At 64.8% G+C, this 25274-nt stretch carries 27 protein-coding genes; 13 read left to right on the forward strand and 14 right to left on the reverse strand.

Annotated features, from left to right (window positions below):
- Positions 1–90: 90 nt before the first annotated feature.
- On the reverse strand, positions 91–300 hold the full coding sequence (locus AC3WLM_RS07915) for a hypothetical protein (RefSeq protein ID WP_052242259.1): 210 nt from the start codon (positions 298–300) through the stop codon (positions 91–93).
- A gap of 44 nt (positions 301–344) precedes the next feature.
- Positions 345–2849 (reverse strand): DNA topoisomerase (ATP-hydrolyzing) subunit B, encoded by a 2505-nt coding sequence (gene gyrB / locus AC3WLM_RS07920; RefSeq protein ID WP_039333424.1) that lies wholly within the window; start codon positions 2847–2849, stop codon positions 345–347.
- 240 nt (positions 2850–3089) lie between these two features.
- Here gyrB and AC3WLM_RS07925 point away from each other — a divergent pair, with 240 nt between their 5' ends.
- Positions 3090–3725, forward strand: a complete 636-nt coding sequence (locus AC3WLM_RS07925) for an HNH endonuclease (RefSeq protein ID WP_492477071.1) — start codon at positions 3090–3092, stop codon at positions 3723–3725.
- 97 nt (positions 3726–3822) lie between these two features.
- Here AC3WLM_RS07925 and AC3WLM_RS07930 read toward each other — a convergent pair whose 3' ends face one another.
- On the reverse strand, positions 3823–5058 hold the full coding sequence (locus AC3WLM_RS07930; protein ID WP_492477072.1) for an MFS transporter: 1236 nt from the start codon (positions 5056–5058) through the stop codon (positions 3823–3825).
- 4 nt (positions 5059–5062) lie between these two features.
- Positions 5063–6073, reverse strand: coding sequence for an NAD(P)H-dependent flavin oxidoreductase (locus AC3WLM_RS07935; protein WP_039333419.1), 1011 nt, complete (start codon positions 6071–6073; stop codon positions 5063–5065).
- A 307-nt stretch (positions 6074–6380) separates the two neighbouring features.
- Here AC3WLM_RS07935 and AC3WLM_RS07940 point away from each other — a divergent pair, with 307 nt between their 5' ends.
- Together AC3WLM_RS07940 and AC3WLM_RS07945 are read left to right on the forward strand one after the other, a co-directional pair.
- Entirely contained in the window at positions 6381–7055 is a 675-nt protein-coding gene (locus AC3WLM_RS07940; protein WP_492477073.1) for a pentapeptide repeat-containing protein, read from the forward strand.
- 76 nt (positions 7056–7131) lie between these two features.
- Complete coding sequence (locus tag AC3WLM_RS07945; RefSeq protein ID WP_492477074.1) at positions 7132–8724, forward strand: hypothetical protein; 1593 nt, start codon at positions 7132–7134, stop codon at positions 8722–8724.
- 12 nt (positions 8725–8736) lie between these two features.
- On the opposite strand, the gene AC3WLM_RS07950 is transcribed toward AC3WLM_RS07945, so the two are convergent.
- The gene (locus AC3WLM_RS07950) at positions 8737–9993 is read right to left on the reverse strand and encodes an aspartate kinase (protein WP_039333413.1); all 1257 of its coding nucleotides are present in this window, start codon (positions 9991–9993) and stop codon (positions 8737–8739) included.
- Between the two features lie 84 nt (positions 9994–10077).
- Here AC3WLM_RS07950 and ubiG point away from each other — a divergent pair, with 84 nt between their 5' ends.
- Positions 10078–10830, forward strand: coding sequence for a bifunctional 2-polyprenyl-6-hydroxyphenol methylase/3-demethylubiquinol 3-O-methyltransferase UbiG (gene ubiG / locus AC3WLM_RS07955; protein WP_492477075.1), 753 nt, complete (start codon positions 10078–10080; stop codon positions 10828–10830).
- 3 nt (positions 10831–10833) lie between these two features.
- Positions 10834–11013: a hypothetical protein gene (locus AC3WLM_RS07960; RefSeq protein WP_492477076.1), complete on the forward strand. Its 180-nt coding sequence runs from the start codon at positions 10834–10836 to the stop codon at positions 11011–11013.
- A gap of 160 nt (positions 11014–11173) precedes the next feature.
- Here AC3WLM_RS07960 and AC3WLM_RS07965 read toward each other — a convergent pair whose 3' ends face one another.
- On the reverse strand, positions 11174–11581 hold the full coding sequence (locus tag AC3WLM_RS07965; protein WP_492477077.1) for an acyl-CoA thioesterase: 408 nt from the start codon (positions 11579–11581) through the stop codon (positions 11174–11176).
- Between the two features lie 70 nt (positions 11582–11651).
- Complete coding sequence (locus AC3WLM_RS07970) at positions 11652–12365, reverse strand: NAD-dependent deacylase (RefSeq protein ID WP_039333689.1); 714 nt, start codon at positions 12363–12365, stop codon at positions 11652–11654.
- 35 nt (positions 12366–12400) lie between these two features.
- On the opposite strand from AC3WLM_RS07970, the gene dapB reads away from it, so the two are divergent.
- From dapB to AC3WLM_RS07985, 3 genes are read left to right on the forward strand one after another with little or no spacing between them, the layout of a single operon-like run.
- On the forward strand, positions 12401–13129 hold the full coding sequence (dapB, locus tag AC3WLM_RS07975; RefSeq protein ID WP_492477078.1) for a 4-hydroxy-tetrahydrodipicolinate reductase: 729 nt from the start codon (positions 12401–12403) through the stop codon (positions 13127–13129).
- Position 13130: 1 nt separating this feature from the next.
- Positions 13131–13832, forward strand: coding sequence for an endonuclease III (gene nth, locus AC3WLM_RS07980; protein ID WP_039333404.1), 702 nt, complete (start codon positions 13131–13133; stop codon positions 13830–13832).
- Positions 13829–14233, forward strand: coding sequence for a hypothetical protein (locus tag AC3WLM_RS07985; RefSeq protein ID WP_039333402.1), 405 nt, complete (start codon positions 13829–13831; stop codon positions 14231–14233). Before nth ends, AC3WLM_RS07985 begins: the two co-directional genes overlap by 4 nt.
- A 3-nt stretch (positions 14234–14236) precedes the next feature.
- On the opposite strand, the gene AC3WLM_RS07990 is transcribed toward AC3WLM_RS07985, so the two are convergent.
- Positions 14237–15556 carry a dicarboxylate/amino acid:cation symporter gene (locus AC3WLM_RS07990; RefSeq protein ID WP_492477079.1) on the reverse strand — a complete coding sequence of 440 codons (1320 nt, stop codon included), beginning with the start codon at positions 15554–15556 and terminating at the stop codon, positions 14237–14239.
- A gap of 90 nt (positions 15557–15646) precedes the next feature.
- Complete coding sequence (gene aroC, locus AC3WLM_RS07995; RefSeq protein WP_193827333.1) at positions 15647–16729, reverse strand: chorismate synthase; 1083 nt, start codon at positions 16727–16729, stop codon at positions 15647–15649.
- Between the two features lie 75 nt (positions 16730–16804).
- On the opposite strand from aroC, the gene AC3WLM_RS08000 reads away from it, so the two are divergent.
- Entirely contained in the window at positions 16805–17116 is a 312-nt protein-coding gene (locus AC3WLM_RS08000; RefSeq protein WP_062346706.1) for an antibiotic biosynthesis monooxygenase family protein, read from the forward strand.
- Positions 17113–17460 carry an arsenate reductase gene (locus AC3WLM_RS08005; RefSeq protein ID WP_492477080.1) on the forward strand — a complete coding sequence of 116 codons (348 nt, stop codon included), beginning with the start codon at positions 17113–17115 and terminating at the stop codon, positions 17458–17460. The genes AC3WLM_RS08000 and AC3WLM_RS08005 overlap by 4 nt, the downstream gene beginning before the upstream one ends.
- Positions 17461–18268: 808 nt before the next feature.
- On the opposite strand, the gene AC3WLM_RS08010 is transcribed toward AC3WLM_RS08005, so the two are convergent.
- From AC3WLM_RS08010 to AC3WLM_RS08025, 4 genes are all read right to left on the reverse strand, one after another.
- Positions 18269–18709 (reverse strand): ExbD/TolR family protein, encoded by a 441-nt coding sequence (locus tag AC3WLM_RS08010; protein WP_039333396.1) that lies wholly within the window; start codon positions 18707–18709, stop codon positions 18269–18271.
- 45 nt (positions 18710–18754) lie between these two features.
- Positions 18755–19282: an ExbD/TolR family protein gene (locus AC3WLM_RS08015; protein WP_082013322.1), complete on the reverse strand. Its 528-nt coding sequence runs from the start codon at positions 19280–19282 to the stop codon at positions 18755–18757.
- Positions 19283–19402: 120 nt separating this feature from the next.
- Positions 19403–20158 carry a MotA/TolQ/ExbB proton channel family protein gene (locus AC3WLM_RS08020; RefSeq protein ID WP_039333391.1) on the reverse strand — a complete coding sequence of 252 codons (756 nt, stop codon included), beginning with the start codon at positions 20156–20158 and terminating at the stop codon, positions 19403–19405.
- Positions 20159–20239: 81 nt separating this feature from the next.
- Positions 20240–20902 (reverse strand): energy transducer TonB, encoded by a 663-nt coding sequence (locus AC3WLM_RS08025; RefSeq protein WP_039333390.1) that lies wholly within the window; start codon positions 20900–20902, stop codon positions 20240–20242.
- A 333-nt stretch (positions 20903–21235) separates the two neighbouring features.
- Here AC3WLM_RS08025 and AC3WLM_RS08030 point away from each other — a divergent pair, with 333 nt between their 5' ends.
- Both AC3WLM_RS08030 and AC3WLM_RS08035 read left to right on the forward strand, forming a co-directional pair.
- A complete protein-coding gene (locus AC3WLM_RS08030) occupies positions 21236–22129 on the forward strand; it encodes a hypothetical protein (RefSeq protein WP_492477081.1) in 894 nt (297 codons plus the stop codon).
- 110 nt (positions 22130–22239) lie between these two features.
- Positions 22240–23547, forward strand: a complete 1308-nt coding sequence (locus tag AC3WLM_RS08035) for a homoserine dehydrogenase (RefSeq protein ID WP_193827336.1) — start codon at positions 22240–22242, stop codon at positions 23545–23547.
- Between the two features lie 12 nt (positions 23548–23559).
- Here AC3WLM_RS08035 and AC3WLM_RS08040 read toward each other — a convergent pair whose 3' ends face one another.
- On the reverse strand, positions 23560–23838 hold the full coding sequence (locus AC3WLM_RS08040) for a hypothetical protein (RefSeq protein ID WP_193827337.1): 279 nt from the start codon (positions 23836–23838) through the stop codon (positions 23560–23562).
- Positions 23839–24246: 408 nt separating this feature from the next.
- Between AC3WLM_RS08040 and glpX the strand changes: the two genes are divergently transcribed.
- The gene (gene glpX, locus AC3WLM_RS08045; protein WP_156135909.1) at positions 24247–25230 is read left to right on the forward strand and encodes a class II fructose-bisphosphatase; all 984 of its coding nucleotides are present in this window, start codon (positions 24247–24249) and stop codon (positions 25228–25230) included.
- Positions 25231–25274: the final 44 nt, after the last annotated feature.

Raw genomic sequence — 25274 nt, forward strand, 5'->3', positions numbered from 1 at the left:
CGGGACCCCGGATCAAGTCCGGGGTGGCGGTTGTTTCAGCGCATCATTTCCTTCGTCACCCCGGGCTTGACCCGGGGTCCCGCTTCTTCGTCAATTCGTCTCGCGCGCCAGCCGGTCGGCCAGCTCGGCGATTTCCGAAGGATCGAGCAGCCACGTCCGCGTCGCCCGGCCCTCGCGGTGGATCGGCTTGGTCAGCAGCACGCGGGCATTGTCACGCGCGTGGGGCTTGTAGAGTCCGTAGTGCAGCGCACAGTCACGGATCGTGCCGATGATCGGGGCGCGGCCCTCAAGGTCGATCATCGTGGCGGGCTGGTCCCACGGGATTTCGTCGGTGAAGGCCACGATCAAACGTCCAGGTTCGCCACGTTGAGCGCGTTTTCCTGGATGAAGTCGCGGCGCGGCTCCACCACGTCGCCCATCAGACGGGTGAAGATCTCGTCGGTCACGTCGGCGTCCTCGACCTTGACCTGCAACAGCGAGCGGTTGTCTGGATCGAGCGTGGTTTCCCAGAGCTGCTCGGCGTTCATCTCGCCAAGGCCCTTGTAGCGCTGGATCGACAGACCCTTGCGGCCACCGGCAAAGACTGCATCGAGCAGTTCGGAAGGCCGCGTGATTGCATCCTTGACCTTGGCTGCCGGCGCAGCGGGTGCTTCATCATCCCCTTCGGCCAGGACCGGCGCAGGCTCTGCCTCGGCAGCCGTCGCGCGCACCAGACGGGCCATCCCGGCATAGACCTCGGCGTTCTCGGCGGCGAGCTTGGCCAGCTTGCGCGCCTCGGCGCTGACGAGAAAGCCCGCTTCGATCATGTGATGATCGGTCACCCCGCGCCACAGGCGCTGCACGTGATAACCACCCTCTTCCGATACCACGACGCTCCAGCGCGCTTCGGTATCGCCGCGGTTGAGCCAGTCTGCCGCCTTGGCGAGAGCAGCATCGCGCTGCTCGGCGCCCATCTCCGGCTCGAGCGCGCCCGAAAGCGCCAGCGCCTCGATAATCGAGGGGTTATAGCGGCGCGGCACGAAGCCCATCAGGTTGCGCATGCGCAGGGCATGGTCGACCAGCGCCTCGAGATCGGGGCCGCTGCGCGCACCACCGGCGGTTTCAAGAATACGGCCCGAAAGCCCCGCCTCGACCAGATAGCGGTCCATCGCGGCGTTATCCTTGAGGTAAACCTCGCTGCGGCCCTTGGCGACTTTGTAGAGCGGCGGCTGGGCGATGAAGAGGTGCCCGGCCTTGATGATCTCGGGCATCTGGCGATGGAAGAACGTCAGCAGCAGCGTGCGGATATGCGCGCCGTCGACGTCGGCGTCGGTCATGATCACGATCTTGTGATAGCGCAGCTTGTCGATGTTGAATTCGTCGCGCAGGCCGGTGCCCATCGCCTGGATCAGCGTGCCGACTTCCTTCGAGCCGATGATGCGATCGAAGCGGGCTCGCTCCACGTTGAGGATCTTGCCCTTCAAGGGCAGAATCGCCTGCGTCTTGCGATCGCGCCCCTGCTTGGCCGAACCACCTGCCGAGTCACCCTCGACCAGGAACAGTTCGCACTTGGCCGGATCGCGCTCCTGGCAGTCCGCCAACTTGCCCGGCAGCGAGGCGATGTCCATCGCGCCCTTGCGTCGGGTCAACTCACGGGCGCGCTTGGCCGCTTCGCGTGCGGCGGCGGCGTCGATCACCTTCTGCACGATGGCCTTGGCGTGGCCGGGATTTTCCTCCAGCCATTCGACCATCTTGTCGGCCATCAGGCTTTCGAGCGGCTGACGCACTTCCGACGAAACCAGCTTGTCCTTGGTCTGCGAGGAGAACTTCGGATCGGGCAGCTTGACCGAGACGATGGCGGTGAGGCCTTCGCGCATGTCGTCGCCGGTAAGGCTGACCTTCTCCTTCTTGAGCAGGCCCGACCGCTCGGCATAGCCGTTCAGCGTGCGGGTCAGCGCCGCGCGGAAAGCCGCCAGGTGCGTGCCGCCATCGCGCTGCGGGATGTTGTTGGTAAAGCACAGAACGTTTTCGTAGTAGCTGTCGTTCCATTCGAGCGCGACGTCGATGCCGATGCCATCGCGGTTGGCGGAGATCGCCACAGGCTCGGGCATCAGGGGCTGCTTGTTGCGGTCGAGATACTTCACGAAGGCCGCGATGCCGCCTTCGTAATAGAGATCGTGCTCCTTCACTTCCTCGTGCCGCTTGTCGCGCAGCATGATGCGCACGCCCGAATTGAGGAAGGCGAGCTCACGGTAGCGGTGTTCGAGCTTGTCGAAATCGAACTCAAGCACGTTCTTGAACGTCTCGTGGCTCGCCTGGAAGGTCACGCGCGTGCCCTTCTTGCCTTCCGGCGCCGGCCCGCGCACTTCCAGCGGCGCAACGGCATCGCCGTGCGCGAACTTCATCCAGTGCTCCTTGCCGTCACGCCAGATCGTCAGCTCCAGCCATTCCGACAGCGCATTGACCACCGACACGCCGACGCCATGGAGGCCGCCCGAAACCTTGTAGGCGTTGTCGTCCGAGGTATTCTCGAACTTGCCGCCCGCGTGGAGCTGGGTCATGATGACCTCGGCCGCAGAGACGCCCTCTTCGGCGTGAATGTCGGTCGGGATGCCGCGCCCGTTGTCTTCCACCGAGACCGAGCCATCGGGGTTCAATTCGATCAGCACCAGATCGCAGTGACCGGCCAAAGCCTCGTCGATCGCGTTGTCGGAAACCTCGAAAACCATGTGGTGCAGGCCCGAACCATCGTCGGTATCGCCGATGTACATGCCGGGGCGTTTGCGCACCGCATCGAGGCCTTTCAGGACCTTGATGGAATCGGCGCCATAGGCGTTGGTGTTGGGTGTGTTTTCGTTGGTGCTCGACATAGTCTGCACATAGGCACGAAAGGGCAAAAACCCAAGCGAATCCGGCCTGTTTTACACAAGGGAAAGCCCCGATCGGCGTGCGGCGAAGGCAGGCTGTGGAAATGCACCCATTCAGCCCCTTGACGCCAGACTCGCAGGCGTGTTCCATGAGCGCATGCGTAACACTGCGGTCACCAGGCAAAGCCATGACTGCCCCTGCGGAGGCGCTCCCGCCTCTGTGTGCAGGGAAGAAGTCGGGACGTGCTCCATAAGGCGCTGATCGATCGGGCGGCTTCGGCCAGGCCCAACAGCGGTGACAGCACCGCCTTAAACGATGTTCTGCACAATGACCGGCATCTGGCGAACTGCCCCGCGCTGGTCCTCAATGCCGACTACACGCCGCTCAGCTATTACCCCTTGAGCCTGTGGCCGTGGCAGACCGCGATCAAGGCGGTGTTCCTCGAACGCGTCGACATTATCGAGACCTACGACCGCGAGGTCCACAGCGCCAGCTTCGGCATGAGGCTGCCCTCGGTCATCGCGCTGCGGCAATACGTGCGGCCGAGCGAGTATCCCGCCTTCACCCGCTTCAACCTGTTCCTGCGCGATCGCTTCCAGTGCCAATATTGCGGCAGCCCCGACCTCTTGACCTTCGACCATATCGTGCCGCGTCGCCTCGGCGGGCGCACCTCGTGGGAGAACGTGGCAGCCGCCTGCTCACCCTGCAATCTCAGGAAGGGCGGACGCACCCCAGAACAGGCGCACATGCGGCTGATGAACCGCGCGATCCGCCCGACCACCTGGCAACTGCAGGAGCGCGGCCGCGCCTTCCCGCCCAATTACCTGCACGAAACCTGGCGCGACTGGCTCTACTGGGACGTCGAACTGGAAAGCTGAGGCGGTAGCCGATGCGGGCAGATGCTTCGACAAGCTCAGCATGAGCGGGTTTTATGGAGATCCCAGCTCGTCCTGAGCCTGTCGAAGGACGCTGGAACTAAGCCCGCCGCTCCAGCAGGGCGGCCCCCTTCAGGAACAGCGCCAGCGTGATCAGAGAGATCGCCGCCGCCAGCAGGATCGGCATGCCGGGCAAGTGGTAGATCGCATCGGGACCGCTGAACTTCTCCAACGTCTGCGTGTACATCGGCGGTCCGATGATCGCTGCGATCGATCCGATCGACTGCACCGCCCCCTGCAACTCGCCCTGGCTGCGCGCATCCACCGCGCGGCTGTTGAACGCCGAGATCGGTGACTGCACGAAGCCCTGCAAGGCGCCCACTCCAATCGCCACGTAGACCTGCCAAGGCTCCTGCGCCAAAGTGTAAAGCACCGCCGAAACGCACAGGCCTGCCACACCAAGCACAACCGCGCGTTTCTCACCCAGCACCGGCAGGAACAGGCGCAGGCCCACCCCCTGCACCAGCGCGCTGCTGAACCCCACCAGCGCCAGCGCCACGCCGACCTGGCCGACCGTGAAACCGTAGGCGGCAATCGCGAAGTAGGACCACGCCGCCGGATAGACGATATGCGCCAGTTGCCACGTGCCGAGCGCCGCCACGAACCACAGCACTGTCGGGCTCTGCCCCTTCAGCGCGCGCAGCGAGGCCATGGCGTTTGCCTGCCGCCAGTCGAACGGGCGGCGGTTTTCAGGGGCCAGCGATTCCTTGAGGAAGAAGAACCCGAACACAGCATTGGCCAGCGCCAGCCCGGCGGCGGTGTAGAACGGCAGGCGCGGGTCGATCGACCCGAGCAACCCGCCCATCGCCGGGCCGACGACGAAGCCGATGCCGAACGCAAGCCCCATCAGCCCGAAGTTCGCCGCGCGCTTTTCGGGTGGGGTAACGTCGGCAATATAGGCATAGGCCGGGGAGAAACTGGCGCCCGTGACGCCCGCAATCAGCCGCCCGGCAATCAGCCACCCGAAATTGGGCGCCATCGCCTGCAGCAGGTAATCCAGCCCGAGCATGAGCACCGCCGCGAGCAGGATCGGGCGGCGGCCATAGCGGTCCGAAAGGTTGCCCAGCACCGGCGCGAACACGAACTGCATCGCCGCATAGCCCGCCCCCAGCCAGCCGGCGTAACCTGCCGCCGTGCCGATATCGACATGGGTCAGGTCCATGATCAGGCCCGGCAGCACCGGCGTCACCACGCCGAAGCCGAGCATGTCGATAAGGACAATCGCAAAGACGACGCCGAAAGAGGCGCGATGCCCTGATGCTGCCCCTGCCGCCATGCGATCAGCGCCGCGAGAGCGCTTCCTCGCTTTCGGCCATGAGCTGGGCGATGATCTCGGCCACCGGCTCTTCCTTCGTCACCATGCCGACCGACTGGCCAGCCATGACCGAACCGCGCTCGACGTCGCCGTCGATCACCGCACGGCGCAGCGCGCCTGCCCAGAAGTGCTCGATCTCGAGCTGGGCGGCGGCCATGTCGAGCTTGCCCTCGTCGAGCAGCTTGGCCACTTCCACCTGCTTCGCGGTAAACTCCTCGGTGCCCTTGTTCTTGAGCGCGCGGACCGGAATCACCGGCAGGCGCGGATCGACCTGCACCGAAGCGACCGCATCGCGCGCATTGCCACGGAAGAACGCCGCCTTGAATGCCGGGTGCGCAATCGATTCCGTGGCGCAGGCAAAGCGGGTGCCAAGCTGCACGCCCGAAGCACCCATCTCGAGGTAGCTGGCGATCATCTCGCCCCGCCCGATGCCCCCTGCCACGAACACCACGTGGTCTTCAGCCAATGCGGGCAGGAATTCCTGCGCAAGCACCGAGGTCGAGACCGGCCCGATATGGCCGCCCGCTTCCGAACCTTCGATCACCAGCGCGTCCGCACCGGAACGCAGCAGCTTCTTCGCCAGCGCCAGCGTCGGCGCAAAGACGATGACCTTGGCGCCAAAGGCCTTGATCGCCTCGACGCTGCCCTTGGGCGGAATGCCGCCTGCCAGCACGACATGGCCGACCTTGTGCTTCGCACAGACCGCGATCAGGTCGAACAGCGCCGGGTGCATCGTGATCAGGTTCACGCCAAAGGGCTTGTCCGTCAGCGCCCTGGTTGCGGCAATTTCGGTATCGAGGAGTTCGGGCGTCATCGCCCCGCAGGCAATCACGCCGAAGCCCCCGGCGTTGCTGATTGCCGAAACAAGGTTGCGCTCCGACACCCAGCTCATCGCCCCGCACAGGATGGCGTGCTCCGTGCCGAGGAACTCGGCGCCGCGGCGCATGAGGGCTGATGTCTTGGGTGTTGCAGGCATGCTTCGAGAATCCCGTCCGAAAGTCCGGCGCGCGCTTTAGGGCGGGTTTGGGGCGGCAACAAGGCCGGACTTGGCCGCATCATCGCCAGAAGCGATAACTCTGCGCAAGTTAACCTGTTTTACCGATCATGCCATGTCCGGTAGAAGGCTTGCATCAAGTGGGTTCCCCCTCACCCACCGAGCCCCGAGAGCCGGTCGTCTCAATCTCCTAGACTGGCCCGGGTCGCACCCCGCCCTTTGGCTCCGGATCGGGCCGGAGGGCGGGGTTTCATTTTGCCTGGCCGCAGATTTCGCCTAAGCGCGAGGCATGACGGAAATCCTCTCGGGCCAGACGCTTGTTCGTGCCGACATCGCTGCGCTTGCCGGCAAGGCCCCGCAACACCTCGAATCCTGCGACCTCGACGAGGCGGACCTTTCCAAGCTCGACCTCTCGGGCTGGACGTTCGAACGCTGCTCGATGCGCCACGCCGATCTTTCCGGCGCGAGGCTCGCCCGCACGGTCTGGCGGTCGACCAAGGCACCGTTTGCCAACCTGACCGGCGCGGATCTTGAAGAAGCGCAGATCCGAGGCTGCGATCTCAACAACGCATCGCTGCGCCGCGCCAACATCGGCTCGGCCAAGGTCGTCTCCACGCGCATGACCGGCGCGGACCTGCACATGGCCAAGGGCATGGGCTTCACCTTCGAGGAAGTGCTGCTGGTTGGCGCGCTCCTGCCCGGCCTCTCGTTCCGCAAGGAGAAGCTGGTGCGGCTCGACATGGCGCAGGCGGACCTTGCCAAGTGCGACTTCCGCGGCGCCGTGCTTGAAGGGTGCAGCTTGCGCGAAGCCAATCTCGATGGCGCGCAGTTTGCCGGCGCAGACCTTCGCGGCGCGGACCTCGGCGGGCTGCAACTCGAAGACGCCCGGGTCTTCCGTGGTGCCGTGATTTCGCGCGAGCAGGCCGAACAGCTGCTGTCAGGCTGGGGCCTGCTGATCAGGTAACTGTTGCCTGCCGGGCGCCTGGCTGCCAGTCGAGAGCCAGGCGACAGCGTCTCCGGGCCGAGTGGGGAAACGGGAAATGCGTCAGGCTTTCGGAAGGTTTGCAGCGGGCAGGATCGCTGCCGTCATGGCAGGCGGCCTTGTCCTGTGGGCAATCTGGCGCCTTTTCGCGGGCCTTTCCGTCAGCAGCTTCTGGCAGGACGAGATCTTCTCGATGCGTCTGGCAGAGCAGCCGACGTTTACGGCCATGCTCGCGCGCGCGGTGCAGGACACGCACCCGCCGACCTTCTACTCCCTGCTGTGGGGATGGGTCCGCATGGCGGGCTTTGACGAGCCGTCTGCGCGGCTCCTGTCGGTGGCATTCTCGCTCGGCTTGATCGCCGCCGTGCTGGTCTTGCCCCGGCCCGGCACAAGGCTGCTCCCTCGCCTGTTGGTTGCCGCCCTGGTGGCATCTTCGCCCTTCTGGGGTGAACACGCCGCGGAGGTCCGATCCTATGCGATGGTAAGCTTCGTGCTCGCCGTTGCCGCGCTGGCATCGTCGCGCGTGGCTGCGGCAACTTCGGCTGCAGGTCCGGCAAGTGTCTGGGGTGGCATGTTCGTCGCTGCGGCAACGCTTGCCAGCGCGACCCACCTCTTCGCGCTCTACGCATCGTGCTGGATGTGCGTGGCGCTGGTGCTGGCGCGTCCGGAGGCGTGGCGGCTCGCGCTCGCCGGCCTGGCCGGGACGGCGCTGGCGGGGATGGCCTATGCCGCCCAGATCCTCCTGTTCCACGACTTCGGCGTCTCGGCCAAGATCTTCGCGCCGAGCGTGAGGTTCCTGGCCGCAAGCGTGCAAAACGGCCTGCGCACCGGCGGAACCTCGGCCATGCTTGTTCTGGCCGCGACATGCCTGCTTGGCGGCGCAATTGTCCTGATCGGCAAGCGCAAGACGCCGCGCCAGGAAAAGGCGCCGCTGCTGCACGACCTCGCCCTGCTCTGCGGCCCGATCATCGTTACGCTGGCCGGGCTGATTGTCACTCTCGTGGTGCCCAGCATGAATTATCGCGGTCCTCAGGTGGGACTGGTTCTCGGCTGGTGCGGGCTGATCGGCCTGCTGGACAGCCTTTCGCGCAGATGGCCAACGCTGACAACGATCGCCGGCCTCGCCGCGCTCCTTGTCACCGCGCTCGAGCTGGCAACCTGGCAACGCCCCACACCCTTGCCGTCAAAGCAGGATTTCAGGTCCCTCGCCCGCCATCTCGCCAGCTTCCCTGGCTGCAGGAACGCAGCCATCCCCGTCTTGCGCAATGTCGAGGAAGTCCCGGACTTCTCGCCTGCCAAGGAAATCGGCCTGCGCCAGCATATGCAGGACCGGTTCGGCTACTATGAGCGCGCAACCTGGCACGATTACCGCCCCTTCGTCATCATGCACGGAGCCTACGTGCACGCATGGGCGCCGCGTGATCTGCTCGCTGCCCGGATCGCCGGGACCGATCCTTGCCCCGTCCTTGCCGTGGTCGCCGATATCCGCAGCTATCGGCCCGAGGCCATCGAAAAGACCATGCGCGTGGCAATCAGCGCGAACGGGGGCGACCCCAGCCGCCTGACAGTGCGCTGGTTTCCCCACCATGGCGGAGGAAGACCGGGCCGGATCGTGCGCCAGCTCGCGGTCTTCTCGCTGTCGTCCCCCTAAGGGTCAGAAGGATTATTCGCCGTCCATCTCGTAGGCGGTGTGCAGCACGCGCACGGCGAGTTCGGTCTCGTCCTCGTCGATCAGCACCGAGACCTTGATCTCGCTGGTGGTGATCGCCTGGATGTTGATGCCACGATCGGCCAGCGCGCGGAACATCGTTGCGGCAACGCCTGCGTGGCTGCGCATGCCGACACCGACGACGCTGATCTTGGCGACCTTGCTATTGGCCAGCATGCGGTAATAGCCGATCGTGTCCTTGCGCTCTTCCAGCAGCGCCTGGGCACGGGCGAGGTCAGCCAGCGGGACCGTGAAGGTCACGTCGGTCTCGCCCTTGTCCTTGGCGATGTTCTGGATGATCATGTCGACGTTGATGTTGGCGGCGGCCAGCGGGCCGAAGATCGCGGCAACCGCGCCCGGACGGTCGGAAATGCGCGTCAGGGTGATCTTGGCTTCGTTCTTGTCGGCAGCGATGCCGGTGATCAGCTGGCGTTCCATATCCAATCCTTCAAGCTCTTCGTCAGAGACAATCATCGTTCCCGGAATCGTATCGGCAGCGGGCGCATCGTCATCGATGAACGAGGACAGCACCTGCACGCGCACGCCTTCCTTCATGGCAAGGCTGACCGAACGGGTCTGCAGCACCTTCGAGCCGACCGAGGCCAGTTCGAGCATTTCCTCGTAAGTGACGTTCTTCAGCTTGCGCGCCTTGGCGACGATGCGCGGGTCGGTGGTATAGACCCCGTCGACGTCGGTGTAGATGTCGCAGCGATCGGCCTTGACTGCCGCCGCCACGGCCACCGCAGAAGTATCCGAACCGCCACGGCCCAGCGTGGTCACGCGGCCCTTGTCAGACACGCCCTGGAAGCCGGGGATCACGGCAATCTCGCCCGAGGCCATCGAGGCCAGCACCGCTTCCGAATCGATGCCTTCGATGCGCGCCTTGGAATGGGCATCGTCGGTGTGGATCGGCAACTGCCAGCCGAGCCATGAACGCGCCTTGCAGCCCAGCGCCTGCAGGTGCATCGCCAGAAGACCAGACGTCACCTGCTCGCCGCTGGCAACGACCACGTCGTATTCGGCCGGATCGTAAAGCGGGTTTGCCTCGCGGCAGAAGTTGACGAGGCGGTCGGTTTCTCCCGCCATGGCCGAGACGACCACCGCAACCTCGTGCCCCGCAGCCTGCTGGCGCTGCACGATGCGCGCCACGCGGCGGATGCGCTCGGTTCCGGCCATCGACGTGCCGCCGAATTTCATCACGATGCGGGCCAAGGGCTTGCTCCTGAAGTCTTGCGCGTAAGAATCTTGCCCGCAAGGTCGGTGGACCTTGCAGCGCGGGCGCTTTAGGGACGGCTTATGAGCAATGCAACCTCTGCGAATACCATTCGCCCAGCGACCATCAGAGAATCTGAAGCCGCCCACTTCGGCAAGCTGGCGGCGGACTGGTGGAACCCCAAGGGCTCCTCGGCCATGCTGCACAAGCTCAACCCGGTGCGCCTCTCCTTCATTCGCGACGCCATCGACGCGCATTTCGGCAACGATTCGCGCGCAGCAAGGCCACTGGCGGGCAGAAAGGCGCTCGACGTCGGTTGCGGCGCCGGCCTGCTGTGCGAACCGCTGGCCCGGCTCGGCGCGGAAGTGACCGGGGTGGACGCAGCCGAAGAGAACATCGCCGCTGCCCGGCTCCATGCCGAAGGTTCAGGGCTTGGCATCGACTACCGCTGCGGCGATGTCGGCCAGCTCGGCCTTGCAGGCTACGACCTCGTCACCTCGATGGAAGTGATCGAACACGTGGCCGACAAGGCCGCCTTCATTGCTGCACTGGAGGCTGCGCTCGCCCCCGGCGGGCTGATGATCCTCTCCACCCCCAACCGCACCACGCGCTCGCGCCTGCTGCTGGTCGAAGGCGCAGAGGCCATCGGCATGGTGCCCCGGGGCACGCACCACTGGGACGATTTCATCACGCCGGTCGAACTGCACGACCTGCTCGAGGACGCGGGCCTCAAGATGGGCAATCCCATGGGTATCGCGTGGAGCGTGTCGAAGGGCCTGCACCTGTCCGACGACCTCGCGCTCAACTACATCGCCACCGTGACCCGGAAGGATTGAGGCATGGCCGAACGCTTCGAACGCCACAAGCAGGCCTGGACCGCCGACGAAATCAGCAAGCTGCACACGCTCGCCAAGAAAGGCATTGCCCTCAAGGCCATCGCCAAGGCCCTCACCCGCAGCGAGGAATCGGTCAAGCAGCGCGCCAAGAACGACGGCCTTTCCATCGCCAAGCTGCGCTGAAGCCTCCTTCCCGCACCGCTCATCCTGAGCCTGTCGAAGGATGGTCTGTCGCAAACATGCTTCGACAAGCTCAGCATGAGCGGGGGAGATGACCTTGCAGATGATCCGCTCGTCCTGAGCTTGTCGAAGGACGTTGGCTCAGCACACAGACCTGCAGTGGTCACTCCGCTGCGGTTGGCAGGAACTTTTCCACCAGTTCGCGCGCCAGCCGCGCCGGGCGGAGCGTCTCGGCATCGAGGCAGCACCAGCTGGACTTGACCTCGGCCAGCACTTCCTCGCCGCGCTTGATGATCGTTTCGTAGAACGCGCGCGCACCCTGCACTTTCTCAAGGATCACGTGGGCAATCACGGGGTCATCGAGGAAGGTCGGGCGGCGGTAGGTGATCTCGTGCTTCAGCGCGACCCACAGGTGCGCGGCAACCGCCTCGGCCGGGGCCAGCGCACGCCAGTGGTCGATCACCGCATCCTGCACCCACGTGAGGTATGAGGCGTTGTTGACGTGGCCCATGAAGTCGATGTCATCGGGCTTTACGGCGATTGGGACGAGATGGGGGATCACGTTGCTCACACTGATGTAGGTAACATGATTCGCGGCACTTTGACAGGCGCGAGATCACCCTTTTCGCTGCAGCAACACTTTAACTTGAGAGAAGTTCCTCAACCCATGCCGGGACGATCTCCGTAGCGGCGCCAAGACGGGTTTCGTGGAACCACGCCGACCCCTGACTACGCTCGAGATTGAGCTCCAGCGTCTGCACGCCAAGGTCCCGCGCGGTGCGGACCAGCCCCGCCGCCGGATAGACTGCACCAGAAGTGCCGATCGATACGAACAGATCCGCTTCCGAAACCGCCCGATAGATCTCGTCCATCCGGTAAGGCACTTCCCCGAACCACACCACGTCCGGACGCAGCGCCTGCATGCCGCAAGTCGGGCACTCTGGCCGATGGAGCAGCGGCCCGGTCCAGCGGTGCCGCCGGTCGCAAGAGGTGCACCACGCCTTGAGGTGCTCGCCATGCATGTGCAGCACGTTCAGCGCACCGCCCCGCTCGTGCAGATCGTCGACGTTCTGCGTGACGATCAGCACTTCGCCACCCGCCCGCTTCGCCCATTCCCGGTCGAGCCGGGCCAGCGCGTAATGGGCGGCGTTGGGCTCCTTGGTCTGGATCGCCTCGCGCCGCATGTCATAGAACCGCAGCACCAGGTTCGGGTCACGCGCGAAGGCCTCGGGCGTCGCCACGTCCTCGACCCGGTGCTGCTCCCATAGCCCCCCGCCTCCGCGAAAGGTATCGATACCGGACTCTGCAGAAATTCCGGCTCCGGTAAGAATGACGATATTGCGTGGGGTGCTCATCACGACCATGAAGCACGCGACGTGAAGGATAGGCAATGACCAGAATCGGAATCATCGGCAGCGCTGGACGAATGGGCAATGCGCTGCAGGCAGCAGTTGCAGCAGCCGGGCACGAATTTGCCGGCGGGATAGACAAGGGCGGCGACCCGCTCGCCCTCGCCCAGTCCAGTGACGTGCTGGTCGATTTCTCCGCTCCGGGCGCATTGGAATTCAATCTCGATGCCGCGATCCACACCGGCGTGCCCATCGTCATCGGCACCACCGGGCTCGAGGAGCGCCACCACTGGCTGATCGATTCGGCAGCGGTCAGCATCCCTGTGCTGCAGACCGGGAACACCTCACTGGGCGTGACCCTGCTCAGCCACCTGGTGCGCGAAGCTGCCTCCCGCCTCGGCGAGGACTGGGACATCGAGATCGTCGAGACCCACCACCGCATGAAGGTCGACGCGCCCTCGGGCACCGCGCTGCTGCTCGGCGAAGCGGCAGCCAAGGGGCGCGGCGTGCATCTGGCGGATGAAGCCGTGCGTGGCCGCGATGGCATCACCGGTGCGCGCAAGGCCGGCACCATCGGCTTTGCGGCTTTGCGCGGTGGTTCGGTCGCGGGCGACCATTCGGTCCACTTCCTTGCCGATAACGAACGCCTGACCTTCTCCCACCTCGCCGAAAATCGCGGCATCTTCGCCAAGGGCGCGATCCGCGCGGCGGAGTGGATCATCGGCAGGGCACCGGGCCGCTACACCATGCCGGAAGTGCTCGGGCTCTAAAATGAAGTCGGCGGACATCTTCGAATTCTTCCGCCGCCTCGCCGAGGCCAACCCCTCGCCCGAGACCGAGCTGGAATACGGCAACGTCTACCAGCTTCTGGTGGCCGTCACGCTCTCGGCACAGGCGACCGACGTCGGCGTGAACAAGGCGACGCGCAAGCTGTTCGCCATCGTCAAGACGCCGCAGGACATGCTCGACCTCGGCGAGGAGGGCCTGAAACAGCACATCAAGACCATCGGCCTGTTCAATTCCAAGGCGAAGAACGTCATGGCCATGGCCGAAATCCTCGTGCGCGAACACGGCGGCGAGGTTCCGGCAGACCGCGATCTCCTCACCCAGCTCCCCGGTGTGGGGCGCAAGACCGCAAATGTCGTGATGAACTGCGCGTTCGGCGCGGAAACCTTTGCGGTCGATACGCATATCTTCCGTGTCGGCAATCGCACCGGCCTTGCGAAGGGAAAGACGCCACTCGCCGTTGAGAAAGGGCTGGAGAAGAAGGTTCCCCAGCCGTTTCGCGTCGGCGCGCACCACTGGCTGATCCTGCACGGACGCTATGTGTGCAAGGCGCGGACGCCCGAATGCTGGCACTGCGGGCTGGTTGATCTTTGCAGCTTCAAGGGCAAGGTTCTTGAAAAAGGAGCCAGGCCCCCGGCAGCGAAGAAAGCCAAGGCTCCGCCAAAACGAAAGGAGAGCAAGGCATGAAGCGCGTGACTCCATTTCTGATCGCAGGCCTTACGCTGGCGGTGGCGGGCTGCACCGCTGATGCCAAGCAGGGCAATGACGGCCATCGCGCCGACATTCCCAAGGCAAAGGTCGTCGGCAAGCCGGTCAATTGCCTGCCTCTCCAGACCATCCGCGAAAGCCAGGTCCGCGATGACTGGACCATCGACTTCCGCACCAGCGGCGGCCAGTGGTATCGCAACACCCTGCCCAACCGTTGCTTCAGCCTCGGGTTCGAGCGCGCTTTCTCCTACTCGACCTCGCTCACCCAACTCTGCAATGTCGACATCATCACGGTGCTGGTGAACAACGGCGGCCCCGGCCCGATCAACCGGGGCGCCTGCGGCCTGGGCGAATTCACTCCGGTCGAACTGGAGAAATAGGGCCTACTTCTCGTAGTTGACCGGGTCGAGGTTAAGCCCTGCCCGACCATCGGCTACGGTATGGGCAGGTGCGTGCGGTGGCTCGGCATCGGGGGCCAGCGGGGGCTGCAACATGCCTTCCCACTTGGTGATGACCGAGGTCGCCACTGCATTGCCGACGACGTTGGTGGCGGTGCGCCCCATGTCCAGGAAGGTATCGACGCCGAGCAGCAGGGCGATGCCCTCGAGCGGCAGCCCGAATTGCGTCAGCGTGGCGGCAATCACCACGAGGCTTGCGCGCGGCACCCCGGCAATGCCCTTCGAGGTCACCATCAGCGTCAGCAGCATGGCGATCTGCTGCCCCATGGAAAGCTCGATGCCATAGGCCTGCGCGATGAACATCGTCGCAAAGCTGGTGTACATCATCGAACCGTCGAGGTTGAAGCTGTAGCCCAGCGGCAGCACGAACCCTGAAATGCGGCGCGGCACGCCGAAGCGGTCGAGTTGTTCGAACAGCTTGGGCAGTGCGGATTCGGAACTCGCGGTCGAAAACGCCAGCAGCAGCGGCTCGCGAATGTAACGCGCCAGAAGGAAGATGCGGCCCTTGAGGAAGATCCCGCCCAGCGTCAGCAGGATGATCCACAGCAGCAGCAGCCCGAAGTAGAACTCCGAGACGAACACGCCATAGGTCACGACGATGCCGAGCCCCTTGGTCGCGATCACCGAAGCCAGCGCCCCGAACACGGCAAGCGGCGCCATGCGCATGACATAGTCGGTGATCTGCAGCATGAGATGCGCCAGCGCCTCGCAGCCGCGCACGATCGGCGCCCCGGTCTCGCCGATGGCCGACAGCGCCACGCCCGCGAACAGCGAGAACACGAGGATCTGCAGCACGTTGTTCTTGGCCATCGCGTCGAGGGCACTGGTCGGGAAAATCTCGAGCACGAAGTGGCGCAAGGTGAAGTCCGCCGTCGCCAGATCGCCCACTGGCCCGGCGGCCGTGAATTCCAGCCCCACCCCTGGCTTGAAAAGGTTCACCAGCAAGAGGCCGAGACCGATCGAGATCAGGCTGGCGGTGATGAACCATGCCAGCGCCCGCCCGCCGATCCGGCCCAGCGCCGCGCTGTCCCCCATCCCGGCGATGCCCGTCACCAGCGTCGCCAGAATCAGGGGCGCGATGATCATCTTGATCAGGTGCAGGAAGATGTCAGGCAGCAGCTTCAGTGTATCGGCGATCTGCGCCAGCGTTTCGTCGCCCTTGGGATAGCTGGTGTTGAGCACGTAACCGACGAGGATGCCGAGCACCATGCCGATCACGATGTAGAGGGTAAGGCGCTTGGCCAAGAAACGTGCTCCCGCAATTTTGTTGCAGAGGAGACTAACGACCTTTCACCAGCGGCTCAACCGCCGCCGATCTTTTAACAGCAGCCGCTTTTAGCCGACTTGCCCCCGGTGCAGCAGCTTCTGGTCCGCCAGCACCAGCGCCATCATCGCCTCTACCACCGGAACCCCGCGAATGCCCACGCATGGGTCATGGCGGCCCTTGGTGAACAGCTCGGTCGCCTCACCCTCTTGCGTGATCGTCGGCATCGGCGTGAGGATTGAGGACGTCGGCTTGAACGCCACGCGCACCGTCACCGGCTGCCCGGTCGAAATGCCGCCGGCAATGCCGCCCGCGTGGTTCGCCAGGAATTCAGGCGCCCCGGAACCCGGCCGCATCGGATCGGCGTTGCCTTCGCCGGTATTGCGCGCCGCTTCGAAGCCGTCGCCGATCTCCACGCCCTTGACCGCATTGATGCCCATCATCGCATGGGCGAGTTCGGCATCGAGCTTGGCATAGAGCGGTGCGCCCCAGCCGGCCGGAACCCCCGTCGCCACGCATTCCACCACCGCACCCAGCGACGAGCCCGATTTGCGCGCCTCGTCGACCCGCTTTTCCCAGCGCGCCGCCGCCCACGAATCCGGGCAGAAGAACGGGTTGCGGCCGATCTCGTCGGCATCGAAGTGATCCATGTCGATGCGGTCGCCACCGATTTCGCTGACCCAGGCAAGGATCTGGACTTCGGGGATGACCAGACGCGCCACGGCGCCAGCGGCCACGCGCGAAGCCGTCTCGCGCGCCGACGAGCGCCCGCCGCCGCGATAGTCGCGGAAACCGTACTTGGCATCATAGGCATAGTCGGCGTGACCGGGGCGATAGGCCTTGGCCACGTCGCCATAGTCCTTCGAACGCTGGTCCACGTTCTCGATCATCAGGCTGATCGGCGTTCCCGTCGTGCGTCTGACACCATCTGGGCCCTCGAACACGCCCGAGAGGATGCGGACCTGGTCCGGCTCCTGCCGCTGCGTGGTAAAGCGCGACTGGCCGGGGCGGCGCGCGTCGAGGAACGGCTGGATCTGCGCCTCGCTGATGGCAAGGCCGGGAGGGCAGCCGTCGACCACCGCGCCAATCGCGGGCCCGTGGCTTTCGCCCCAGGTGGTGAAACGGAAGAGGTGACCGAAGCTGTTCAGGCTCATGGGATGGCGCTTTGTCGCAGATGCGCGGAAAAGTCCACCTTTCGGCGCGCGGGCCATCGCGCTATCGCTTGCCCCATGTTCCTCGTCGTCTTCCGCAACCGCAAGCGCGCCGATATCGATGCCGCCGCCTACTCTGCCGATGCCCAGGCGATGGAAGAGCTCGCCGCCCGGCAGCCCGGTTACCTCGCCTTCAAGAGCTATACTGCCGACGACGGCGAGGTCATTGCCCTGTCTGAATGGGAGGATGAGGCATCGGCACTGGCATGGCGCCGCGTTGCCCATCACGCCGAAATGCAGGCAAGGGGCCGCACCGAATACTACGAGAGCTATACCCTTTTCGCGGGCACGCCAACGCGCGTGCACCGCTTCAACAGGCAGGACTCATGAGCATCACCGTCTACGGCATCCCCAACTGCGACACGGTCAAGAAGGCGCGGGTCTGGCTCGACAAGCAGGGCATCGCCTACACCTTCCATGACTACAAGAAGCAGGGTGCCGACCCCGCCCGGATCGCCCGATGGATCGCCGCCGCCGGACTCGACAAGGTGGTGAACAAGGCCGGCACGACATTCCGCAAGCTCGACGACGCCCGGAAAGCCACCCTTGCCGGAGACGACGCGCCCGCCGTGCTCGCCGAAAACACTTCCGTCATCAAGCGCCCTATCGTGGAGCATCCGGGCGGCTTGCTGGTCGGTTTCAAGGAGGCGGAGTGGGCGAACGCCCTGGCCTGATTTCGTGTCCCTGATCGCGCTGCCCCCCCGGAGTTTCCAGTCTCTACCGTCGCCCCGGGCTTGACCCGGGGCCCCGCGTTTTTCCTGCACGGTCTCGCAACAAGGAAGCGGGATCCCAGGTCAAGCCCGGGATGACGATGAAGGGTGGTGCTGGAACAACTTGACAAAAAGAACCATATAGGTTATACACTCCGCCCACAGGTCAGGAGAGGGCACAAGGCCAACCCGCTCCTCTCCTTCGGAAGCCGACGCTGTTGCCGAAGCTTCCGGCGCGATCGGTGCGGCAGGTGCGCAGCGGGTTCAATGCGGGGCGAGCCCCAAGACCCACCGGGCAATCCCTGCCGTTACCCAAGGACAGACAGGACAACCCAGGGCTGATAGCACGGCGCCGAACCCTGAGCGACGCTGCGGATGCGGAACCCGCCATGATTGTGCGAATGTGTCAGCACAAACGACAGGTTCTTTTCACGCAGCCGCTTGCCAGAAGCCAAGGCAGCACGCGAGCCGCTGCCAAGGCTTCGTCCTTTCACATGTGTCCGCCCTCAGGCTGAGCCGACAAGGGGTTCGGAACCGCCCCCCGGCCACTCGCAACCGGTCCCGCGCCCCATCCCTTGCGTGCCAAACGGCACCGCACTGGTCGCGCGATCTGCACCTCCCCCGGCGTCACCGGTCCGCATTCGCCAGCGGATGATCTCTCGCACCCCAACCATGGCGTCCCCGCGAAGGCGGTTGCCCAGAAGCTTTGCCACAACAAAAAAGGGAGCGGTTCGCACCGCTCCCTCTTGTCTTCAGCCCTCGGGCTAAGTCCTTAGTTCGGACCCTTTTCGAAGGTGGCGAAGTTCTCGTTGCCGACGAAGCCGAACTTCGTGACCTTGGCGTCGGTGATGATCTTCATCAGCCGGTTCGCGATCTCGTAGCTGGCGAATTCCTCGGGCTGGAACTGCAGTTCCGGCTCGGGGTTGATCCCCTTCGTCGAGGCGATGATCGAGACCAGCTGGCCTTCGCTTACCGAAGCACCATTCCAGAGGATCTGGTTGGTCGCGGTCAGCACCAGCTTGTTCTTGATCGGATCGATCGTCACGTTGTTGGGGATGTTCGTCGGCTGCGGGAGGTCGATGTTCACCGCGTGGGTGGCCACGGGGATGGTGATGATGAACATGATGAGGAGAACGAGCATGACGTCGATCAACGGCGTCGTGTTCATTTCCATCATCGGCGAGCCATCATCCTTGCCGCCACTCATTGCCATGGTTGGTACTCCTGTTCGCTCTCTGGACCTGTCGAGGGTCCGGGCTTAGCCCGGATCGACCGGCGTCGAGATGAAGCCGACTTTGGGATAGCCAGCGGACTGGACGTTGTAGATGGCCCCTGCGATGCACTTCCACGGCACGTTCACGTCGCCACGGATATGCACTTCGGGGATCTTCTCGGGGTCCATGTTGGCGGCGCCGCCTTCACGCTTCACGATCGCATCGAGGCGATTGAAAGCCTGCTGGTACAGCTCCTGGTTGTCCACCGGGGTGATGTTGTTGAAATAGACGCGGCACTGGCCGGTGCGCGAAGAACCCTCGTAACCGGGTTCCTTCGGGCTACGGCCTGCGGCGTCCGTCGAGACGACCGACAGCATCAGGTTCTCGACCTTGTCCTGCGATTCCTCGCTGACAAGCACGGGGACTTTGAGCTTCTCGATCGACTGGATCGCGACGGGCACCGCGATGAGGAAGATGATCAGCAGCACCAGCATCACGTCCACGAGCGGCGTGGTGTTGATGTCCGACATCGGGCGTTCTTCTCCGCCAGCGCCGCCTACAGACATTGCCATGGGTTACATCCTATCCGTTTTGAGCCGCGAGAGGGGCCGGAGCGATCCGGAGAAAGACTCCGGCCTGGGACCCGCGTTCCGGAAAGGGGCCGGGGACATGCCGCCGGCCCGGTTCTTTGCTTACTTCTTGACCGGAGCGGCCGGGGTGGCCGGAGCAGCCGGAAGAGCAGGCTTCACAGCGCCCTTCGAGTTGATGTTCGCCAGGATGTCGGTCGAGAAGCCCGAGAGCAGCTCTGCGATCTTCTTGTTGCGAGCCTGCAGCCAGTTGTAGGCAAGCACGGCCGGAACGGCGACGAGCAGACCCAGCGCGGTCATGATCAGAGCTTCACCGACCGGACCTGCGACCTTGTCGATCGAGGCCGAACCGGCGAGGCCGATGTTGATCAGCGCGTTGTAGATGCCGACCACGGTACCGAACAGACCGATGAACGGAGCGGTAGCACCGACGGTGGCGAGGAACGGAAGGCCGCCGGCGAGGCGAGCGTTCACGAACGCTTCCGAGCGGGCGAGCGAACCGTGCAGCCAGTCATGGGCTTCCATGGCGTCGGTCATCTTGCCGTGCTGGTCTTCGGCGGCGATGCCGTCGTCGACGATCTGGCGCCATGCCGAGTTCTTTTCGAGCTTCGCAGCGCCTTCACGCAGCGAGGGAGCGCGCCAGAACGTGCCGATGTTCTTGTACTGGCCGATGATCTTGTTCTGCTCCATGAGCTTGGTGAACAGGATGTAGAACGAACCGAACGACATGATCGCGAGGATCACGAGAGTGGCGATGCCGATCCAGTTCGGCTGACCGTTCGGGAACAGGGCTTCCTTGATGCCGAAGGACTTCTGCGGCGCTGCGGCGCCAGCGGCGGCAGCAAGAGCGTAGATGAACATTGCGAGTCTTCCTCTTCAATTCAAATCAAAGTGCGTGAGTGCCGGTCGGACCAGGCTCTCGTGTCAGTTCCGCGGTGCGGATCAATCCTTCGGGATGACCCAGCGGATCGAGTTCGAATACGAGCCCGTGGTCGGCTGGCCTTCACCGTCGGTCGCGGGCGTGAAACGCGCGCGGCGGCGGACGTTGGCGCAGGTCGCCTCGTCAAGATCCGGGCTGCCTGAAGATCTGGTGATCTGGCAGTCCGTCACCTTGCCGTCGGTACCGACCGTGACACGGAAACCCGTGGTGCCTTCACGCTCTTCGCGAAGCGCACGCGAGGGGTAGTCGTTCGACGTCGCCCAGTTGCCGGGATTGCCCTTTGGCGCAGCGCCCTTGGGCTGGAAGCGCGGCGGGGGCGGAGCGGCAGGCGGTGCAGGAAGCGCAACCGGCGCCGGCGGAGCCGGAATCGGAGGAGCTTCATTGACCGTCTGAACCTGCGGCGCCGGCGCGTTGAAGCTGATCGGCGGCGGAGGCGCGACGATCGGCGGCGGCGGCGTGTTCTCCTTCGGAGGCGGCGGCGGCGGCGGCTCCTCCGGCGGCTTCTCTTCCTCGATGTTGACCGCCGAGGTCACCTCTTTGACCTTCTTGAACGCCTCTTGAGCCAGGCCCGTAACGAGCGCGTAGCCAACGGCGACATGAAGAATCGCAACGACGATGAGCGCGGTGATCTTGTTACCGCTCATCTGTTGGTCAGCGTATGCCATTCAGCTCCAATACTCCTGATCGCCCACCCGGGCCCGGAGCACGCGCATGACGGCCCTGACCAAGGTGGTGCCCGCGCGCAGGATCACCGTCCTGCCCGAAGGCCAATCCAGCAAATTTCAATCCACCCTGCCGGCAACCCGGTCCGCCGACATCAAACCAGGGGGTTTGGCGGCGGCAAGCGTCGGGCTGCTTGTTTTGGATTGCCCGAACCGGCGCATCTTTAACGGCGAAGCCAAAGGCGCGCAAATGCTTTATCCGTTAACTCGTGATTCATGGTTGCACTGCCTGAAATCAGCCAGAAACGAAGCGCGGATTCCGCCGGAGACCCTGTTATGCCTAGGTTTGTATCGAATGCTGCGCTCCCTGCCGCTGCCTTCGCAATGCTCTTTTCAGGATTCGCAGCCACCTCGGCCAGCGCTCAGCAATCAGCGATTCGGCGTGATGACGGCGCTGTCACCGCCGGGGCGGCGCCTTCTCTTACCTACGCCGACCTTGCCTCGCTGGCCGACGCTGCCGAGACCGTGCTGCGCGTGCAGGTGCGCAAGGCATCGCGGCTCAAGCCCGAACAGGCTCCCGGCGTAGCACCGGGAATGGCCCGCGTGCTGATCGAAGCCCGCACCCAGACCGTGCTGACCGGCCCCGCCATGGGCGAGACCGTGCGCTATCTGGCCGATGTTCCGCTCGATGCCCGGGGGAAAGTGCCGAAGCTTTCGAAGGCGGTCATGCTGCTGTTTGCACGGACCGTGCCCGGTCGCGCCGGAGAGATCAGCCTTGTCGATGCGGGCGCGCAGTTGCCCTGGTCGGGCGAAACCGAGATGCGGACGCGCGCGATTCTCACCGAAATGCTTTCGCCCGACGCGCCGCCGCGGATCAAGGGCGTGCGCGAGGTCCTCCATGTTCCCGGCAATCTTGTCGGCGAAGGCGAGACGCAGGTGTTCCTGCAAACCCAGAACAATGCGCCGGTGTCACTCTCTGTCGTCCGCCGCCCGGGCATGGAGCGGACCTGGGGCGTCAGCCTGTCCGAGATCGTCGACCAGGCAGCCCGCCCGCCCGCCCGCGCCACGCTTACGTGGTATCGCCTTGCCTGCAGCCTGCCTGCGCAGATGCCGCCGGGCGCGAGTCTCTCCGGCAGCGCTGCGCACGTCCGCGCCGCAGCCGACGATTACGCCTTCGTTATTGCCCAGCTTGGCGAGTGCAGCCGCAACCGGCCCGCAGTGGAGCGCTGATCAAAGCGAGGTTGCCCGCCTCGCTCATGTCTCCTAAGGCCCGCCGCGCAGAATCTGTTATTGGCATAATTTGCTGATGGCATCTGTCAGTTTCAGCGGACGGGAATGACATGAGCGAACCTTTGCGCATCGCGCTGGCCGGGCTGGGCACGGTCGGCGGCGGGGTAATCCGGTTGATCGAGGCCAATGCGGACCTCATCGCAAGGCGTGCGGGTCGTCCGATCGTCATTACCACCGTCAGCGCGCGCAATCGCCAAAAGGACCGGGGCTTCGACGTCTCGCGCTATGCCTGGGAAGACGACATGGTCATCCTGGGCGAGCGGCCCGACGTCGACGTGGTGGTCGAGCTGGTCGGCGGTGCCGATGGTCCGGCGCTCGCGCTGGCTCGCACCACGTTCGAAGCAGGCAAGGCGCTGGTCACCGCCAACAAGGCCATGATCGCGCACCACGGCGTGGAACTGGCGACGAAGGCCGAGGCGGCGAAAGTCGCTCTCAAGTTCGAGGCGGCAGTCGCCGGTGGCATCCCGGTCATCAAGGGCCTGAAGGAAGGCGTTGCCGCCAACGAGATCGCGCGGGTCTACGGCATCCTCAACGGCACCTGCAATTACATCCTCTCGACCATGGAGGACACCGGCCGCGACTTTGCCGACGTCCTCGCCGAGGCGCAGGCCAAGGGCTATGCGGAGGCCGATCCGACCTTCGACATCGACGGCATCGACGCTGCCCACAAGCTCTCGATCCTCTCCTCGATCGCGTTCGGCACCGCGGTAGACTTCGCGCCGGTTGCAGCGACCGGCATTCGCCGCGTGCTGGCGGCCGATATCGCGCAGGCCGATGCGCTCGGCTACTATATCCGCCTGATCGGCATGGCCGAGACGGAGGTCGACGCCGCCGGCAACCGCCGCCTGTTCCAGCGCGTGCACCCGCATCTCGTCCACCGCGACCACCCGCTTGCCCATGTCGATGGTGCCACGAATGCCGTCGTCGCGGAGGGCAACTTCGTCGGCCGCCTGCTGTTTCAGGGCGCGGGCGCCGGTGATGGCCCCACGGCCAGTGCGGTCGTGGCCGACCTTATCGACATTGCCCGCGGCGATATCGGTGCGCCGTTCTCGATTCCCGTGGCCGAACTCGATCATGCGGCTCCCGCAGACGTGGGCCACCGTACCGGCAAGGCCTATATCCGCTTCAACGTCGCGGACCGCCCCGGTGTTCTGGCCGAGATCACTGCGGCGATGCGCGATGCGGGCGTATCCATCGAAAGCCTGATCCAGAAGGGCGGGGCCGACAACGCGCCGGTCATGGTCTCGCTGGTCACGCACGAAGGGCCGGAAAGCGCGATCAGCGAAGCGCTGCGCCTGCTTGATGGCTCACCGGTTCTGGCAGAGCCGCCGCTGGTCATGCATATCCTCGGCGAATAACGACCGCCGGCGTCAGGGCGCGGGGATTTCGCCCTTGGCAATCCGGTCCGCGTCCGAGCCCGGCGGTGGCGGCGGCAGCGCCTTGATGTCGAACATGTAGATCTCGTGGGGCTTGCCGCCGAGGCCGATGCAGCCCCGGCTGCAATCGCGCAGGCCCGAGACGTTCGGCGCGCGGGGCAGGCCGTCGTCGGTCGACTTCGCGCCGTCGGTTTCGTCACGAAGCGGCACGCGCTCGCGGTCGCTCGCGTCCTTGCCGCCGCAGACCACGATGGTTCCGTCAGACCTCTGCATCGGCCTGCACCGCTGGGTCTGGGAAGTGGTCAGCAGGTTTCGCGCAACTTCCGCGTCGCTGGTCGCCGCACCAGGTACGACCGGCCCCTGCTTCGCCGGTGTCGCCGCGGGCGCCTGATCCTGCGCAGACGCGGGCAATGCGCCAAAAAGAAGCGCAAGGCCTGCCAGAACTGCCACTCTCTGTCTCGACAAGACCCTTACCTCACGTCTAGTGCCAGGTCACACCAGCGTCATCTGTGCCACGCATTGCCTTTTGCGAGACATAGTGATGTTTGCGCATACGTTTGCACAGCTTGTGCGCCGCGTCGAGCCGGGTCTGCCGGGGAAATGCTGCACATCGGCTGAACCATGACAATACTCGTGCTAGATTCGTCACCACCCGACCAAGCTGGAGCCATCGTGACCGAAATGACCAAAAATCCCGCCGCTTCGCAGGTTCTTGACCGCGTCCTCGTGCTCGAAATGGTCCGGGTGACCGAGGCCGCGGCGATTGGCGCCTCGCGCCTGATCGGCCGTGGAGACGAGAAGGCCGCCGATGCTGCGGCAGTGGAAGCCATGCGGGCTGCCTTCAACGAACTCTACATGGACGGCACCGTGGTGATCGGCGAAGGCGAGCGCGACGAGGCGCCAATGCTCTATATCGGCGAAAAGGTCGGCGCGGCGCCAGGCAAGGGCCCGAAGATCGACATCGCTCTCGATCCGCTCGAAGGCACGACCATCACCGCCAAGGATGGCCCCAACGCACTTGCCGTGCTGGCCGTGGCTGAAGAAGGCGGCCTGCTCAACGCACCGGACGTCTACATGGACAAGCTGGCCTGTGGCCCCGGCTATCCCGACGGGATCATCGACCTCGACAAGTCGCCCACCGAGAACGTGAAGGCCGTGGCAGCGGCCAAGGGCGTCGCTCCCGGCGACATCAACGTCTGCGTGCTGGATCGTCCGCGCCATTCTGCCCTGATTGCTGAGCTGCGCTCGCTGGGTTGCGGCATCAAGCTGATCCCCGACGGTGACGTGGCGGGCGTGATCGCGGTGACCAACGAGGAAACCGGAGTCGACATGTACATGGGCACTGGCGGCGCTCCGGAAGGCGTGCTTGCCGCAGCGGCGCTGCGCTGCGTCGGTGGGCAGTTCAAGGGCCGCCTGCTGTTCCGCAACGAGGACGAGAAGGCCCGCGCCCGCAAGTGGGGCATCGAGGACCTGAACAAGCAGTATGACCTGATCGAGCTGGCCAAGGGTGACTGCATCTTTGCCGCCACCGGCGTGACCGATGGTTCGCTGCTTGCAGGCGTCAAGGTGCACAAGAGCGGCGTGATGACCACCGAAAGCGTGGTGATGCGCGCCTCATCCGGCACCGTGCGCTGGGTCAAGGGCGAGCACCGCAAGGGCCGCTGACCGCTGGTCACGGGTTGACTGCAAGGCCGGATGCCATGGGCGTC

The organism is Novosphingobium sp. FW305-C-30-35 (genome assembly GCF_058783135.1).

Coding starts and splice junctions, on each gene's coding strand:
- AC3WLM_RS08030 (WP_492477081.1), top strand. CDS start 21,236: ATGCCTAGGTTTGTATCGAATGCTGCGCTCCCTGCCGCTGCCTTCGCA.
- AC3WLM_RS08005 (WP_492477080.1), top strand. CDS start 17,113: ATGAGCATCACCGTCTACGGCATCCCCAACTGCGACACGGTCAAGAAG.
- AC3WLM_RS08020 (WP_039333391.1), bottom strand. CDS start 20,158: ATGTTCATCTACGCTCTTGCTGCCGCCGCTGGCGCCGCAGCGCCGCAG.
- ubiG (WP_492477075.1), top strand. CDS start 10,078: ATGAGCAATGCAACCTCTGCGAATACCATTCGCCCAGCGACCATCAGA.
- AC3WLM_RS08040 (WP_193827337.1), bottom strand. CDS start 23,838: ATGCAGAGGTCTGACGGAACCATCGTGGTCTGCGGCGGCAAGGACGCG.
- AC3WLM_RS08015 (WP_082013322.1), bottom strand. CDS start 19,282: ATGGCAATGTCTGTAGGCGGCGCTGGCGGAGAAGAACGCCCGATGTCG.
- nth (WP_039333404.1), top strand. CDS start 13,131: ATGAAGTCGGCGGACATCTTCGAATTCTTCCGCCGCCTCGCCGAGGCC.
- AC3WLM_RS08025 (WP_039333390.1), bottom strand. CDS start 20,902: ATGGCATACGCTGACCAACAGATGAGCGGTAACAAGATCACCGCGCTC.
- AC3WLM_RS08010 (WP_039333396.1), bottom strand. CDS start 18,709: ATGGCAATGAGTGGCGGCAAGGATGATGGCTCGCCGATGATGGAAATG.
- AC3WLM_RS07945 (WP_492477074.1), top strand. CDS start 7,132: ATGCGTCAGGCTTTCGGAAGGTTTGCAGCGGGCAGGATCGCTGCCGTC.
- AC3WLM_RS07970 (WP_039333689.1), bottom strand. CDS start 12,365: ATGAGCACCCCACGCAATATCGTCATTCTTACCGGAGCCGGAATTTCT.
- gyrB (WP_039333424.1), bottom strand. CDS start 2,849: ATGTCGAGCACCAACGAAAACACACCCAACACCAACGCCTATGGCGCC.
- AC3WLM_RS07960 (WP_492477076.1), top strand. CDS start 10,834: ATGGCCGAACGCTTCGAACGCCACAAGCAGGCCTGGACCGCCGACGAA.
- AC3WLM_RS07915 (WP_052242259.1), bottom strand. CDS start 300: ATGATCGACCTTGAGGGCCGCGCCCCGATCATCGGCACGATCCGTGAC.
- AC3WLM_RS07935 (WP_039333419.1), bottom strand. CDS start 6,073: ATGCCTGCAACACCCAAGACATCAGCCCTCATGCGCCGCGGCGCCGAG.
- dapB (WP_492477078.1), top strand. CDS start 12,401: ATGACCAGAATCGGAATCATCGGCAGCGCTGGACGAATGGGCAATGCG.
- AC3WLM_RS07930 (WP_492477072.1), bottom strand. CDS start 5,058: ATGGCGGCAGGGGCAGCATCAGGGCATCGCGCCTCTTTCGGCGTCGTC.
- AC3WLM_RS08000 (WP_062346706.1), top strand. CDS start 16,805: ATGTTCCTCGTCGTCTTCCGCAACCGCAAGCGCGCCGATATCGATGCC.
- AC3WLM_RS07985 (WP_039333402.1), top strand. CDS start 13,829: ATGAAGCGCGTGACTCCATTTCTGATCGCAGGCCTTACGCTGGCGGTG.
- glpX (WP_156135909.1), top strand. CDS start 24,247: ATGACCAAAAATCCCGCCGCTTCGCAGGTTCTTGACCGCGTCCTCGTG.
- aroC (WP_193827333.1), bottom strand. CDS start 16,729: ATGAGCCTGAACAGCTTCGGTCACCTCTTCCGTTTCACCACCTGGGGC.
- AC3WLM_RS07940 (WP_492477073.1), top strand. CDS start 6,381: ATGACGGAAATCCTCTCGGGCCAGACGCTTGTTCGTGCCGACATCGCT.
- AC3WLM_RS08035 (WP_193827336.1), top strand. CDS start 22,240: ATGAGCGAACCTTTGCGCATCGCGCTGGCCGGGCTGGGCACGGTCGGC.